This window comes from Streptomyces sp. NPDC007856 (assembly GCF_042868225.1).
Lineage (GTDB): Bacteria > Actinomycetota > Actinomycetes > Streptomycetales > Streptomycetaceae > Streptomyces.
On the sequence record NZ_JBIAEC010000004.1, the window covers coordinates 96245 to 110196 of the forward strand.

The 13952-nt window shown below is 74.6% G+C and carries 11 protein-coding genes and 2 pseudogenes; 5 read left to right on the forward strand and 8 right to left on the reverse strand.

The annotated features are described in order from the left end of the window. Positions 1 to 2: 2 nt before the first annotated feature. Positions 3 to 626: a (2Fe-2S)-binding protein gene (locus tag ACFYOH_RS11755; protein WP_388624087.1), complete on the reverse strand. Its 624-nt coding sequence runs from the start codon at positions 624 to 626 to the stop codon at positions 3 to 5. Then, the gene (locus ACFYOH_RS11760) at positions 626 to 1519 is read right to left on the reverse strand and encodes an FAD binding domain-containing protein (RefSeq protein ID WP_388624089.1); all 894 of its coding nucleotides are present in this window, start codon (positions 1517 to 1519) and stop codon (positions 626 to 628) included. Before ACFYOH_RS11760 ends, ACFYOH_RS11755 begins: the two co-directional genes overlap by 1 nt. A gap of 343 nt (positions 1520 to 1862) precedes the next feature. Between ACFYOH_RS11760 and ACFYOH_RS11765 the strand changes: the two genes are divergently transcribed. Together ACFYOH_RS11765 and ACFYOH_RS11770 are read left to right on the forward strand one after the other, a co-directional pair. Continuing rightward, positions 1863 to 3536, forward strand: coding sequence for a PucR family transcriptional regulator (locus tag ACFYOH_RS11765; protein WP_388624092.1), 1674 nt, complete (start codon positions 1863 to 1865; stop codon positions 3534 to 3536). A gap of 167 nt (positions 3537 to 3703) precedes the next feature. Continuing rightward, complete coding sequence (locus tag ACFYOH_RS11770) at positions 3704 to 4471, forward strand: hypothetical protein (protein WP_388624095.1); 768 nt, start codon at positions 3704 to 3706, stop codon at positions 4469 to 4471. A gap of 72 nt (positions 4472 to 4543) precedes the next feature. Here ACFYOH_RS11770 and ACFYOH_RS11775 read toward each other — a convergent pair whose 3' ends face one another. After that, positions 4544 to 5341 carry a GntR family transcriptional regulator gene (locus tag ACFYOH_RS11775; protein WP_388624098.1) on the reverse strand — a complete coding sequence of 266 codons (798 nt, stop codon included), beginning with the start codon at positions 5339 to 5341 and terminating at the stop codon, positions 4544 to 4546. Between the two features lie 146 nt (positions 5342 to 5487). Between ACFYOH_RS11775 and ACFYOH_RS11780 the strand changes: the two are divergent. Both ACFYOH_RS11780 and ACFYOH_RS11785 read left to right on the forward strand, forming a co-directional pair. Continuing rightward, positions 5488 to 5936: pseudogene (locus tag ACFYOH_RS11780) on the forward strand (iron-sulfur protein); the annotation flags it as partial. A gap of 315 nt (positions 5937 to 6251) precedes the next feature. Continuing rightward, on the forward strand, positions 6252 to 7301 hold the full coding sequence (locus tag ACFYOH_RS11785; protein ID WP_388624100.1) for a DUF2637 domain-containing protein: 1050 nt from the start codon (positions 6252 to 6254) through the stop codon (positions 7299 to 7301). Between the two features lie 93 nt (positions 7302 to 7394). Here ACFYOH_RS11785 and ACFYOH_RS11790 read toward each other — a convergent pair whose 3' ends face one another. Together ACFYOH_RS11790 and ACFYOH_RS11795 are read right to left on the reverse strand one after the other, a co-directional pair. Then, a complete protein-coding gene (locus tag ACFYOH_RS11790) occupies positions 7395 to 7868 on the reverse strand; it encodes an ATP-binding protein (RefSeq protein WP_388624102.1) in 474 nt (157 codons plus the stop codon). Between the two features lie 474 nt (positions 7869 to 8342). After that, entirely contained in the window at positions 8343 to 9860 is a 1518-nt protein-coding gene (locus tag ACFYOH_RS11795; protein ID WP_388624105.1) for a protein phosphatase 2C domain-containing protein, read from the reverse strand. A 181-nt stretch (positions 9861 to 10041) separates the two neighbouring features. Between ACFYOH_RS11795 and ACFYOH_RS11800 the strand changes: the two are divergent. Then, positions 10042 to 10373, forward strand: a pseudogene (locus ACFYOH_RS11800) (DUF456 domain-containing protein); the annotation flags it as partial. An 18-nt stretch (positions 10374 to 10391) separates the two neighbouring features. On the opposite strand, the gene ACFYOH_RS11805 reads toward ACFYOH_RS11800, so the two are convergent. The 3 genes from ACFYOH_RS11805 to ACFYOH_RS11815 all read right to left on the reverse strand — a co-directional run bounded on the left by ACFYOH_RS11805 (position 10392) and on the right by ACFYOH_RS11815 (position 13897). After that, positions 10392 to 11582, reverse strand: a complete 1191-nt coding sequence (locus tag ACFYOH_RS11805; RefSeq protein WP_388624108.1) for an SGNH/GDSL hydrolase family protein — start codon at positions 11580 to 11582, stop codon at positions 10392 to 10394. Positions 11583 to 11948: 366 nt separating this feature from the next. Then, positions 11949 to 12497 carry a methylated-DNA--[protein]-cysteine S-methyltransferase gene (locus tag ACFYOH_RS11810; protein ID WP_388624110.1) on the reverse strand — a complete coding sequence of 183 codons (549 nt, stop codon included), beginning with the start codon at positions 12495 to 12497 and terminating at the stop codon, positions 11949 to 11951. Beyond that, positions 12494 to 13897, reverse strand: coding sequence for a bifunctional transcriptional activator/DNA repair enzyme AdaA (locus tag ACFYOH_RS11815; protein ID WP_388624949.1), 1404 nt, complete (start codon positions 13895 to 13897; stop codon positions 12494 to 12496). Before ACFYOH_RS11815 ends, ACFYOH_RS11810 begins: the two co-directional genes overlap by 4 nt. Positions 13898 to 13952 lie beyond the last annotated feature (55 nt).

Here is a 13952-nt window from a genome sequence, read left to right on the forward strand (position 1 = left end):
GGTCAGACCCCCTCGGACTGGCGGGCGGCCGCCAGGCGGACCGCGTCCATGATCTTCTCGTAGCCCGTGCAGCGGCACAGGTTGCCCGACAGCGCCTCACGGATGTCGGCGTCGGACGGGTTCGGGTTGCGCTCCAGGAGTTCGTCGGAGGCGACGAGCAGACCCGGGGTGCAGAAGCCGCACTGGACCGCGCCGGCGTCGATGAACGCCTGCTGGATGGGCGAGAGGGCTGCGCCCGGGGAGATGGCGCCCTCGCCGGTCTGGGAGTCGGTGCCCTTGGCCTGCCTCTTCCAGGCTTCGCCCGGGGGGACCCCCAGCTGGGCGTCCTGGAGGGTCGTACCGCACGCGCCGGAGGCGCAGCCGCCCTCGGCGCGCTGCTTGGCGAAGTCCGCCAGGCCCTCGACGGTCACCACGTCGCGGCCCTCGACCTGGCCGGCCGCGACCAGGCAGGAGCACACCGGCACGCCGTCCAGGCGGACGGTGCAGGAGCCGCACTCGCCCTGCTCACAGGCGTTCTTGGAACCCGGCAGGCCGAGGCGCTCGCGCAGGACGTACAGCAGGGACTCGCCCTCCCAGACGTCGTCGGCCTCCTGAGGGCGACCGTTGACGGTGAAGTTGACGCGCATCACGCAGCTCCCTCAGTGGTGCGGCGGGTGCCGCGGTACGACTCCCAGGTCCAGGTCAGCGTCCGGCGGGCCATCACGCCGACCGCGTGGCGGCGGTAGCTCGCGGTGCCCCGGACGTCGTCGATCGGGTTGCAGGCGGCCGAGCACAGGTCGGCGAACTGCTTGGCGACCGACGGGGTGATGATCTTCCCGTTGTCCCAGAAGCCCCCCTCGTCGAGCGCCGCGTTCAGGAACTCCTCGGCGGCCTTGGCCCGGACCGGGGTCGGGGCGGCCGAGCCGATGCCGGTCCGGACCGTACGGGTCCCGGGGTGCAGGGCGAGGCCGAAGGCGCACACGGCGATGACCATGGCGTTGCGCGTGCCGACCTTCGAGTACTGCTGCGGTCCGTCGGCCTTCTCGATGTGCACGGCGCGGATCAGCTCGTCGGGCTGGAGCGCGTTGCGCTTGACGCCCGTGTAGAACTCGTCGATCGGGATCAGCCGGGTGCCGCGGGCCGCCGACTCCACCTCGACCTCGGCGCCCGCCGCGAGCAGGGCGGGGTGGGCGTCACCGGCGGGCGAGGCCGTGCCGAGGTTGCCGCCGACGCCGCCGCGGTTGCGGATCTGCGGGGAGGCGACCGTGTGCGAGGCGAGCGCGAGGCCCGGCAGCTCGGCACGGAGGTTCTGCATGATGCTGGTGTACGGGACGGAGGCGCCCAGCCGCACGCTCTCCTCGCCGACCTCCCACTCGTAGAGGTCACCGATGCGGTTGAGGTCCAGCAGATACTCGGGCCGGCGGTGGTCGAAGTTGATCTCGACCATCACATCGGTGCCACCCGCAATCGGCACAGCGGTGGGGTGCTCGGCCTTCGCGGCGAGCGCCTCCTCCCAGCTGGCGGGGCGAAGGAAGTCCATGACCGGCTCTCTTCTTCGTCTCGTGGGTCGTACAGATTGAGCCAATCCGTGTGCGGCGGGCGCGGCTCGTTCATGTGCTGTTAACGCGCAGTGGACTCAGTACACCGCCCGGTGCTCCGGCGGGGTCAGTCACCGAAACCATGAAGGAGTTCGCTGGCCACGGCGAGCATCTTGTAGATTCGTATGAACGGAGGTCATCGGTAACCTCTCCGTTTTCCTGGAGAAACGCAGGAAACAGCAGGAGGACCGCCGAACGCGTTCCCGGGCGGCAGGTTCCGGGTGACTTCCCCGTCACCCTCCAAGATTCATCGTAGGTTTCGAGACATAGAACGGCGGCGACGAGATGCGGCTGCGCGCACTTCTGGACACCGATGCGCTGGGCCTGCGGCTGCTCGGCGGCGAGGAGGAACTGGACCGGTCGGTGCGCGGGGTCATGACCACGGACCTGCGCGACCCGAGCCGCTATCTCTCCGGCGGCGAGCTGGTGCTGACCGGCCTGGCCTGGCGCCGGGACGCCGCCGACTCCGAGCCGTTCGTACGGATCCTGGTGCAGGCCGGGGTGGCGGCGCTCGCCGCCGGTGAGGCGGAGCTGGGCGATGTGCCGGACGACCTGGTCCTGGCCTGCGCCAGACACCGGCTGCCGCTGTTCGCGGTGCACGAGTCGGTGGCTTTCGCCACGATCACCGAGCACGTCGTCCGGCAGGTCTCCGGCGAGCGCGCCGGAGACCTGGCGGCCGTGGTCGACCGGCACCGGCGGATGATGACCTCGGGCCCGGCGGGCGGCGGCCCGGACGTGGTCCTGGACCTGCTCGGCACCGACCTGGACCTGCGCGCCTGGGTGCTCGCCCCGACCGGCCGGCTGATCGCGGGCTCCAAGGTCGCGGGCCCGGCGCTGCCGGCCGAGACCTGCGCCAGGCTCGCCGCCGAGCACCTGGCGGCCACCCGCACCGGCCGCCGCGGCCCGCACCGCGTCCTGCTCGGCGGCAGCACCTACTCCCTCTTCCCGATCCGCTCCTCCGGCCGCTCCCCGCAGGCCGCCCGCGATGTGCGCGAGTCGGTGCTGTCGGACTGGCTGCTGGCCGTCGAGGCGGACGCCGGCGACTGGCCCGAGGAGCGGCTGGACCTGCTGCAGGGCGTCACCCAGCTGATCTCGGTCGAGCGGGACCGCCGGGACGCGGCGCGCACGGTGCGGCGCCGGCTCGCCCAGGAGGTGCTGGAACTGGTCCAGACGGGCGCGGCGCCGGCCGAGATCGCGGCCCGCCTGCGGGTGGCCGCCCCGGTGCTGCTGCCCGGGCTCGGGGCGGCCCCGCACTGGCAGGTCGTGGTGGCCCGCGTGGAGTGGGACGGCGGCGAGGTCGAGGGCGGCCCGGTCGCCCAGTCGCTCCTGGAGGAAGTGCTGGTCGACCCACAGGCGACCGGGCCGGAGCCGTCCGACCGGATCGCCGTCGCGCACACCGGCGACGAGGCGATCGCCCTGGTGCCGCTGCCGGCGGTCTCCACCGAGCACGACGGCTCGGAGACCGGGCTGCTGGCCGACTCCCTGCTGCGGTCGGTGCGGGAGACGCTCTCGGCGGGCCTGCACGACGACGGACGGCTCACCCTCGGCGTCAGCGCGGCCGTGCACTCCGCGGAGGGGCTGCGCGGCGCCCTGGAGGAGGCCCGGCACGCCCGCCGGGTGGCGGCCGCCCGCCCCGGCCGGGTCTGCGCGGCGGGGCACCAGGAGCTGGCGTCGCACGTCCTGCTGCTCCCCTTCGTCCCGGACGACGTGCGCCGCGCCTTCACCGCGCGCCTGCTGGACCCGCTGACGGACTACGACCGCCGCCACCGGGCCGAGCTGATACCGACCCTGGAGGCGTTCCTGGACTGCGACGGCTCCTGGACCCGCTGCGCCACCCGGCTCCACCTGCACGTCAACACGCTGCGCTACCGGGTCGGCCGGATCGAGCAGTTGACGGGACGGGACCTGTCGCGCCTGGAGGACAAGCTCGACTTCTTCCTCGCCCTGCGCATGAGCTGAGGCCGGCGGGGGCGCGCGGCGGCCAAACCCGGTCACGCCCGCGCCCCACGACTTTGTGAAATCTTTCACCCACCCTCTTGGCCCCGCCCCGCGATTGGTGCTGGAATGCCGCCACCACTCAACAGCTCGATGGCGTGCTCGGGGAGGGCAACGTGGCGCATCCCGCCATGTCTGGCAACGGAACGACCGCCGGTGACGATCCGCTCCAGACCGCGGTATGGCGGTTGCGCTCGCGGGCCTGCTGGGCGGACGCGGCGGCCCTGCTGCCGCCGGACACCCCCGCCGCGTCCCTGCAACGGGCCGCGCTGCTGGTCGAACGGTGCCTGTACACCGAGCGGGGCTGGGAGCACGCGGAGGACGCCCTGCGGACGGCGGAGGCGCTCGCGCACACCGACGAGGAGCGCGGCGCCGCCGCCTGTGAGCGCGGCCAACTCGCCTACACGGCAACGCTGCACGGCGTCCGGGACCGCGCGGACGAGGCGCGGGCCGCGCTGGGGCGGGCGGCGGCGCTGATCCCACCGGGGGCACCGGGCCGGGCCCTGCTGGACTTCCGCCGGGGCCTTGTCGCGGAGAACCTGACCCGTTCCCCGCAGGCGGCGCGCGCCGCGTACCGCCGGGCGCACGCGGGCGCCGCCGCGCACGCGGATCAGCTGCTGCTGTCCTTCACGTGGCGCCACCTCGCCGGACTCGCCCTGCGCGACGGCGAGCTGCCCGAGGCGCGGCACGGCTTCGCCGAATCGCTGCGGATCCGCGAGGAGTTGGGCTATCTGGTGGGCACGGCCCCCGCGCTGGCCTCGCTGGCCGACGCGGAGTCCGAGCCGGAGGCTTCGCGGTTGCGGGAGGAGGCGCGACGGTTGTTCCGGCTGCTCGGGGGTGTACCGACATGGCTGGCACGGCAGCTGGCGCCGCCGGCTCCGGGGGTGGCTACGGCGTAGGGGCGGGTGGGGCCGGTCTCGTGGGCCGGCGCGGCGCCACTGCCGCGGGCGGTCGTGCCTCCCGGCAATCCCTCATCCGGCCCCGGCGAAGTGCTGGGACACCAACCCCCGCACCCCATCCACATCCCCGGAGATCAGCGCGTCCAGCAGAGCCATGTGCTCAGCCGCGTCCGCCACCAGGTACGCCCGGCCCCGCCGAACCGGCGGCCACTGCGAGCGCCGGTGCAGATCGGCCGCGATGCCGACCAGCTGCTCGTTGCCCGACAGCGCGAGCAGGGCGCGATGGAAGGCGCGGTCGGACTCCGCGTACGTCGCCGGGCAGCCGGTGCCCGCCGCCCGTACCGTCTCCTCGGCGAGCGGCCGCAGTTCGGTCCACCGCTCGCCCGGTACGGTCCGGGCGAGCCGCAGCATCACCGGCACCTCGATGAGCGCCCGCACCTCCGCCAGCTCGGCCAGTTCCCGCGCCCCCCGCTCGACCACCCGGAACCCACGGTTGGGCACGACCTCGACGGCCCCCTCCAGGGCGAGCTGCTGCATGGCCTCGCGCACCGGCGTGGCCGAGACACCGAACCGGTCACCGAGGACCGGCCCCGAGTAGACCTCGCCCGGCTTCAGCTCCCCGGTCACCAGCGCCGTACGCAGCGCGTCCAGGATCTGCCCGCGCACCGAGGAGCGCTGCACCGCCGGCCGGGGCTCCGGAATCGGGCGCTCACTGTGCGTGTGCTCCCCGCGGGCGGCGCGCGCGGCGGGCACGGCGGTGTCCCGCTCACGGAAGCCGTCGGGGGCGTCCGCCGGGCGCGGCTGCGCGGGCACCCGGGCGTCACCGGGCGGCGTCCCCGCACCGGCGGAGCCCTGCGCGCGCTGCTTCACGGGTCCCTCCTGGCGGCTTGTCGGCACTTGGGTCATTAACGGTGGGTTGTCACTTGTCCGTCAAGCACCATAGGCGCCCGAGCCGGTAGTTCAAATTCACCGATGAGTAGCCAAGGCCAGGCTTACCTAGCCATGGCGGAGCCTGGGTGTCCCCGCTGCCCGTGACACACGTCTCGTACGACCGCACCGCCGGGCGTACGGCCGTACGCCGGTCCGCCGCCTTCGCCTGCCGCCGGGCGACCCGGCCGCGGCGCCGCCAGGCGCCGTCGTCGTACCGGACGCGGAGGCGCTGCGGTCCGAGGTGCGGGCGGCCGTCGCCGGGCATCCGGAGCCGTGCCGGCCGCCTTCGGGCCGCGGGTGCGGCGGGGGCAGGAGTACGGGAGCCCGAGCGGCCGCTGCCCAGCGCGGCCCGGCCGTACGCCGGCTCGCCCCCGTTGCGCTCGCCGACCGGCCCGCGCGGCGAGCGGCTGCCCACTCGGGACCGGACGAGCTGCCGCGCGTTCCACACCGTGCGCGCCGAGGGCACCTGTGCCACTGGCCGCCCACCAGCCACCGCGAGCGGATCGCGAAACTCGGGGCCCACGCGGCGGCTTGAGGCCCCCTCAGGGACTGAGCACGGTCCCGGGTCCACTAGGATCACCGGGGCGGACCGGCCACCGACGGGCGGGCCCCGCGGGCAGGTGATTCACAACTTCCTCACCTGTCGCGGGAACTTTCCGAGGAACCACCCGTACGGGTAGTCTTATTCGAACTCAACTCCCGCCCCTCATGCGGCAGTTCGAGCAGAACGCCGCCCAGGGCATTCCCTTGCACTTCCTTGGCGGCCTCTTGCCCCGAAACCCCCTGAGGGCCGTCGGGAGTGGGCCACTATGGCGGGCGTTACGCCCTATCCCAATGCAAGGGACCCCTGATGAGACTGACCGACATATCGCTGAACTGGCTCCTACCGGGCGCCGTACTGCTCCTGGGAATGCTGGCGGCGGTGGCGGTGCTCGCGCGCGGCAAGCGCTCCTCCGGGGAGAACGCGAGCGCGGACGACTCGTGGGAGCGCAGCGAGGAGCGCCGCAGACGCAAGGAGGCCATCTACGGCACAGCCTCCTATGTGCTCCTGTTCTGCTGTGCGGCGGTCGCGGCCGCCCTGTCCTTCCACGGCCTCGTCGGCTTCGGCGAACAGAACCTGGGGCTGACCGGCGGCTGGCAGTACCTCGTGCCGTTCGGCCTGGACGGCGCGGCGATGTTCTGCTCCGTCCTCGCGGTGCGCGAGGCCAGCCACGGTGACGCGGCCCTCGGCTCCCGGATCCTCGTATGGATGTTCGCCGCGGCGGCGGCCTGGTTCAACTGGGTGCACGCGCCCCGGGGCGTCGGCCACGCGGGCGCGCCGCAGTTCTTCTCCGGTATGTCGCTGTCGGCGGCCGTCCTGTTCGACCGCGCGCTGAAGCAGACCCGCCGGGCCGCGCTGCGCGAGCAGGGCCTGGTGCCGCGTCCGCTGCCGCAGATCCGCATCGTGCGCTGGCTGCGCGCCCCCCGCGAGACCTACCGGGCCTGGTCGCTGATGCTCCTGGAGGGCGTGCGCAGCCTGGACGAGGCGGTCGATGAGGTTCGCGACGACAAGCGGCAGAAAGAGGAGCAGCGGCAGCGCCGGCGCGAGCAGCAGCGCATCGAGCGCGCCCAGCTGAAGGCCATCAGCCGGGGCCACCGCGGCTTCGTCAACCGGGGCGGACGGCAGGTCGAGGTCGAGGTGCAGGCGGTGGAGCGCGGCCCCGCCCCGGCGACCGCGGAGCCTGCCATATCGACCGCGGAACAGCTGCCCGTACGCGCCCGACCCTCCCTGCAGCCGGTCCGCAGCGGGTCCGCTGAGCAGGTGACCGTCGACCTCACCGCCGAGGACGACACCATGGCCCTGCCGCGCCTGGACTCCCTTGAGCGCAAGCTGAAGGACTTGGAGCAGCAGTTCGGCTAGGACCGCCGCGCAGGGCAGTCCAGTCGGAATCACCGCTCATGACGGGCCGGGGGTGTGACCGCACGGGTCGCACCCCCGGCCCGTTTCGGAGCGTCACGCCGCCTCGGCGCCCAGTTCGAACCACACCGCCTTGCCCACCCCGTGCGGCCGTACCCCCCAGGCGTCCGCCAGGGACTGCACCAGCACCAGGCCCCGCCCATGGGTGTCGTCGTCCGAGTCCGGGCCTCTCAGCTCCGGTCTGCGGGCCAGGAAGTCCCGTACCTCCACGCGCAGTCCGCCCGGCTGCACGACCGCCGTGAGGACCGCGTCGTCGTCGGTGTGGACGAGCGCGTTGGTGACCAGTTCGCTGGTGAGGAGTTCGGCGATCTCCGAACGGCCCGGTTTCCCCCAGTGCCGCAGCAGTTCTCGCAGCTCCCGGCGGGCCTCGGGCACCGCCTTCAGATCCGCCCGCCCCAGCCTGCGCCGGAGCCGGTGCGCGTGTTCCGTGATGGTGCCGGCCTCTTCCCCCGTCGTCGCCGAGGAGCCCCCGACGACCGCGGGACCGCCCCCTCGTGCCTGACTCTTCATGACCCCCGCCCGCACGCCGCTGGACCCTGCCCCTCCTGGTCGAACACGTTCACGGGGGATCCATGCCCAGCACGCACACGGGCAGTCATCACACATGCCCGACGACCGGCGGTTCGGCCACGGCTGTACGGCGTACGAGCCGGCCGCCGGGCCCTGCCGCACCGGGGTGGCCGGCTCCCCGCAGGGCTCTGCCCGCCACGGACGTCCCGGGACGGCAAGGCAGATGCGCCCGGCACCGGCCGTCGGCACACCGTCACACGCCGTGAAAGTGGCCGAAATCCGCCCCTCCGCCTCCGGATTCGGGGACGCGGCACGTTGCCCATATTGGAGCGGGCCATCCGGACCGTACGGCCGACGCCGCCGGTCTCCTGGAAGTAGCCGAGGCCCATCTCGCTCGACGGGATGTGCGAGGCGAGCGCGAGCACCGGGGCCGTGGAGCGGTGCGCGTCGTACAGGCCGTTGATCAGGCGCAGGTTACGCCTCCCACACGGCCGCCGCCGTACGGTCGTCGGCGTAACCCTTCACCCGTACCTGGGCGTCGGCGAGGAACGCGGCGAGCCCGGGCGGGGTACGGCCGGACCAGCGGCGGGCCAGGTAGGCGCAGAGGGCGGCCTCGCCGCGCAGCGGATCGGCCAGGCCCCCGGTGCACATCACCAGGGCATCACCCGGGCGGGCCACCGAGGCACGGAAACGGAACGGCTCGCGGGGCGGCTCGGGCGCGGGTTCGTACGGGCTCGGCGGGGTGGGGATGCCGAAGTCCATGGTGAGCCGGTCGCCCTCGGGAGTTTCGGCAAACGTTTTCAGGGGCGGGGAGCCGAAGCCGACGACGGGATCGCCGGTGGTGTCGGCGGGCGACGCCGTCGGCTCGATGTCCTGCCACGCGCCGTCCCGCAGCCGGAACAGGCCGCCGTCGCCCACGCCGAAGAACACGCGCGTACGGCAGTCGGGGTCGGCGGGCAGCAGCAGACAGCGCAGGCTCGCCGTGTACTCCTCCGGGTCGATGCCCTGCTCGTCGGCGCTCGCCCGGAGCTTGCCGAGGCTGCGGTCGGTCAGCCGGTGCAGACCCGACTTCAGGTCGCCGCGCCGGGCCGCCCGGATGTCCTCCACGAGCCGGTGATGACTGCGGCCCACGGCCCGCCCGATCCACCGGCACGCATCGGCCGCCGCCAGATGCGCGGCCGGGGTGCCCCGCACTCCGGTCGCCATCGCGACGAGCACCAGCGCCTGCTCCCCCGACCCGAACCGGGCGGTGAGCAACGAGTCCCGGCGCGGCTCGCCCCGATACCGCGCCGAGTCCCCGCGCAACGACACGGCCCGCAGCGTGCAGGCCCCGTACCGGGCACCGTCCAGCACGGTGTCCGCGACCAACTCCCCCAGCCCGTCCGGATCGGCGACCGGCAGCGCGGTGGGCTCGGGGTCGTAGGTGGGCGGACCGGAGCCGACGTAGTCGACGGCGGAGGGGGGTGGGGGCGAGGGGGGTGCCGACGGGGTCTGCGGCTCAGGGGAGGCCGCTTGCGCCGACGGGAACTGGTCGGGGCGGTCGGGCGCCGGGGCCGGGGGGACGGGATGTGGGGGGACAGGTGGCGGTGGGACGGGTGGTGGGGCAGCGGGGTCCTTGGCCGCGCGTTGCGTCGGCACCGCGGGCTCCCGGGACTCCGTTCCCGGCGCGCCTTCCGCGCCTTCCGCTCCTCGGTCCGTCACCCCCGCGCCTCCGGCGTCCCGGGCCGAGCCACCGTCCGCACTGCGCGCGTCGCCGTCTCCGTTCCGCCTGCCCGGCGCCGGATCGCGCGGCGGCACCGGATCACGCGGCGGCACGGCCTCGTGCGGTGGTGTCGTAGCCGGCGGCCCCGTCACCGTGTGCTTCGCGGAGGCGAAGCGGTCGTCCAGGGAATCGGGCCCGGCCGTGGGTCCCGTGTCCTCGGTGGAGTCGTCGTACAGCTGTCCCCACCAGTCGTCCTCAGGACGGGCGGGCCTTCCCCCCTGCTGGCTCATGCCCCCAATTGTCCACCGCACGGGCCGTATGAAAACGGGGCATCGGGAAAATCCGGCGCACCCGGCGGCGTCGAACGGCGTGTCGGGTGAGGGAGTGAACAGCCGTACGGAAGGGGGCGGATGGCCGCCGGGCGGCCCCACCCCCCACGGGAGGACCGCCCGGCGACATCCCAAGTGGCCCCTGGTGGGCGCCACCGCGGTGCTGCTGCTGTCGCCGGCGGTGCGCGCGGCCCTGCCCCCGCGCCGGCTCCGCCGGAGCGGCGCCACACCGCGGATGGGGGTGTACGCGGGCGCCGGGGCGTTCCTCGGCTTCGTCCTGCTGCCGGTGCTGGGCGCCCTGCTGGGCTTCGTGGCCGGGTCTATCTGCACGAGCGGCTGCGCCTGGGCGGGCACGGCGAGGCGACGGCCGCCCTCCGTACGACGATGCGCTCGGGCGGCTCCAGCGTGCTGGCCGAACTGTTCGCCTGCCTGCTGATCGCGGGCGCCTGGCTGGGGGCGGTGCTGTGGGGTTGAGCGGTGACGAGGGAGCGGTCACGAGGGGGATCCGGCGAGGGCCCGCCGTACCGTCTCGGCCACCACGGCCATGCCGGTGTCGTTGAAGTGCAGGTGGTCGCCGGGGTCGTAGGCGGGCAGGAGGCGGGTCGGGGCGACCGGGTCGCGGAGGGCTGCGTCGGCGTCGGCGACCGCGTCGAAGGCGCCGCCGGTGCGGATGAAGGCGTTCACCTGCTGCCGTACGGCCTCGCGGGCGTCCGTGTAGGCGGCGAAGCCCCGGTACGGGGTGAGGGTGACACCGACGACCCGGATGCCCCGGGCGTGGGCGCGGGCGACGAGGGTGCGGTAGGCGTCGGCGTAGGCGGTGACGTCGCCGGCCGTCGGTGTGCCCTTGATGTCGTTGATGCCCTCCAGGACGACCAGGACCCGTACCCCGGCCCGGTCCAGGGCGTCTGTGTCCAGGCGGGCGAGGGCGCTCGGTCCGACGCCGTCGCGCAGCAGCCGGTTTCCGGAGATGCCGGCGTTGAGGACGCCGAGCCGGTCCGCGAGGACCTGTTCGGCCAGGCGGTCGGGCCAGCGGTGGTTGGTGTCGGGGGTGGAACCGTTTCCGTCGGTGAGGGAGTCGCCGAACGCGACGATGCTGCCCGCGGCGGAGCCGAGGACGTCGACGCCGGTGACGTAGTACCAGCGGCTGATGAGGATGGTGTAGGCGGCGCCGTCCTGGTCGGCGGCCCGGCCCGCGCCGTGCGGGGCGACGTAGCTGGTCTGCAGGGCGGTCCGGTGGGAGGTGGCGGGCCCGCTGTCGCCGGGGGTGTACACGGTGACGAGGAGGTCGGCGGCGGCCGGGACGGGCAGCGGCACCGGGTCGGTGACCGTGTCCTGGCCGGGCGGCACGGTGGCCGTCGCGGTGCCGTGGAAGGTGGCGGTGCGCAGGGTGCCGGGCACGGCGTCCGGGCCGGTGCCCCGGCGCAGCGCGACGGTGACCGCGCCGAGCCGCAGGGGCCCGGTGCCGAAACGGTTGCCGAGGCGGATGCGCACGGCCGTACCGCCGACGCTGAGGTGGACGACGTTGCGGATCGCGGCGCCGGGCAGTGCGGAAACGGTTCCCGACGGCGCGGTCTCCCAGCTGCCCGTCCAGTGCGGCGCCGCCGGCTCCGCCCCGGCCGGCACCGTCGTGGCCGGCAGCATCGTCAGCAACAGCACCGCGAGGATCCGTCCGGCCCCGGCCATCTCCGCACCCGCCCTTCCCCGTTGCCCCTCGGAGCAGACCGTGCCACACGCCCGGGCCGCGCCACCGCATCCGCGACGGCGGTCCACCCGCTCGGCGCAACCGGACGCGGCACGGCGGCCCTGGGACACGCAGTCGAAGTGCGGGGGGGGCGGGTGTGCTCGGCCGGCCTCATGACCGCATTCGGCGAGGCGGAACGCGCCTGTCCGGCGTCGCAGCGGCCGGGCCGCAGGCCACGGCCGACCCGCACGGCCGGCCGCAGGCGGACCCCGTGGGCTTCCTCGTCCAGGACGACGGCACGACCCTGACCGGCGGCTGCACGACGAGGCCGAACTCCTCGGCGGACCTCACGACTTGGGCCCGCACGTTCAGCGAGGAGGCGATCCCGGCCGGCCGGGGAGGTGTTGTAGTCCGCCGGACCGGGCCGAGCCGGTGAGCCCGCCCTCCAGGGTCAGCAGCCACACCTTCCGTTCGACTCCGCCCGCGTACCCGGTCATCGAGCCGTCCGCGCCGATGACCCGGTGGCACGGGCGCACGATCAGCAGGGGGTTGGCACCGATCGCTCCGCCGACGGCGCGAACCGCCGCGCGGGAGGCGCCGATCCGTGCGGCGATCTCCCCGTAGGTGACGGTGGCGCCGTACGGCACCTCGTCCAGCGCGGCCCACACCCGCTGCCGGAACTCGGTGCCGCGTGGACTCGACGGCACCCGGAATTCCTTGAGTTCACCGGCGAAGTAGGCGGCGAGCTGGTCCGCTGCGGCGCGGAACGGCCCGGCGTCGTGCCGCCATCCGTCCTGCACGCTCTGCCCGCCCTTCTGCCCGGGCACGGACAGCGAGGTGAGCGCCCCGTCCGCGTCTGCGGTGAGCAGCAAGTGGCCCACGGGGGCGTCGAGTCCGGTCCAGTAAACGGTTGTCATCGGTCGTTCCACTCTCCTGCCACACGCAGATGCTGGACGGCGTACGAGCGCCAGGGCCGCCAGTCGTCCGGCACCTCGGCGCCGGGCGGGGCGACGTCCGGATCGCCGAGGGCGCGTACGCGTAGGGCGGCGATGGTGACCGGGTCCAGCGCGGGCAGGGCGAGCAGGGCCTGCTGGGCGTCGTCCCGGTCGGCGCCCGGGTCCAGCCGTACGGTGCCGTCGGCGAGGGCAGCGGTCAGTGCGCCCAGTGGCCCGTCCGGCTCGGCCTCGGCGAGGACGGCCGGCTCGGGGAAGAGATGGGTGAGGCTGCCGCAGGGCGCGTCGAGGGCCTTGCCGTACCGCCGTACCAGTTCCTGCGCGCCTTCCTTACCGACCAGGGCGCGGACGGCGGCCTCCGGCGGGTCCACGGCGCCGGGCGAGCGCAGTCCGGGCCGCGCGGCGACCAGCGGGCCGAGCCGGGGGTCGGCGCCGAGCCGCTCGTCGACGGCGTACGGGTCGGCGTCGAGGTCGAACAGGCGGCGCAGCCGCTGCACGGCGGTGGTGAGATCCCGGGGGTCGGTGAGGTGCAGCCGCGCGTCGAGCCAGCCGCCCGGACGGGTGCCGGTACCGGTCCTCGGCGCCCCGGTGCGCTCCTCGACGGCGACGATCCCGGTGCCGTACGGCAGCCGCAGCGTGCGCCGGTAGGTACGGCCGCCCGGCGCGCCGGAAACCTCCTCGACACCGGTTACCGCCTCCGCCGCGAGCTGGTCGAAGACGGCGGCGGCCTGGTAGGGCCCGCGGTGGGCGAGACGCAGCGGTATCCCGGCGCCCGGAGCGGCCCGGCCCCGGGAGGCGCCCCTGCCCCGCGGGGCGGCGGCCCGCAGTTCGGTCGGCGTCGAGGCGTACACCTCCCGGACGGTGTCGTTGAACTGCCGCACGCTGGCGAAGCCGGACGCGAACGCGATCTCGGTGACCGGCAGCTCGGTGGTCTGCAGCAGCACCCGCGCGGTGTGCGCCCGCTGGGCCCGGGCGAGCGCCACGGGGCCGGCGCCGAGTTCCGCGGTGAGCTGCCGCTGGACCTGCCGCGCGCTGTAGCCGAGCCGCGCGGCGAGCCCGGCGACGCCCTCGCGGTCCACGACGCCGTCGGCGATCAGCCGCATGGCCCGCCCGACGGCGTCCGCCCGCACGTTCCACTCCGCCGACCCGGGCACGGCGTCCGGCCGGCACCGCCGGCAGGCCCGGAACCCGGAGCGCTGCGCGGCGGCGGCCGTCGCGAAGAACCGCACGTTGTGCCGCTTCGGCGTCACCGCCGGGCAGCTGGGCCGGCAGTAGATGCCGGTGGTCTCGACGGCGAAGAAGAACACTCCGTCGAACCGCCCGTCCCGGCTCCGCACCGCCTCGTACCTGGTCTCTTCGTCCATCACGTGTTCCAGTGTGGACCGGGGCGAGGGATGGGGCTGGCGGGAATCGGACATG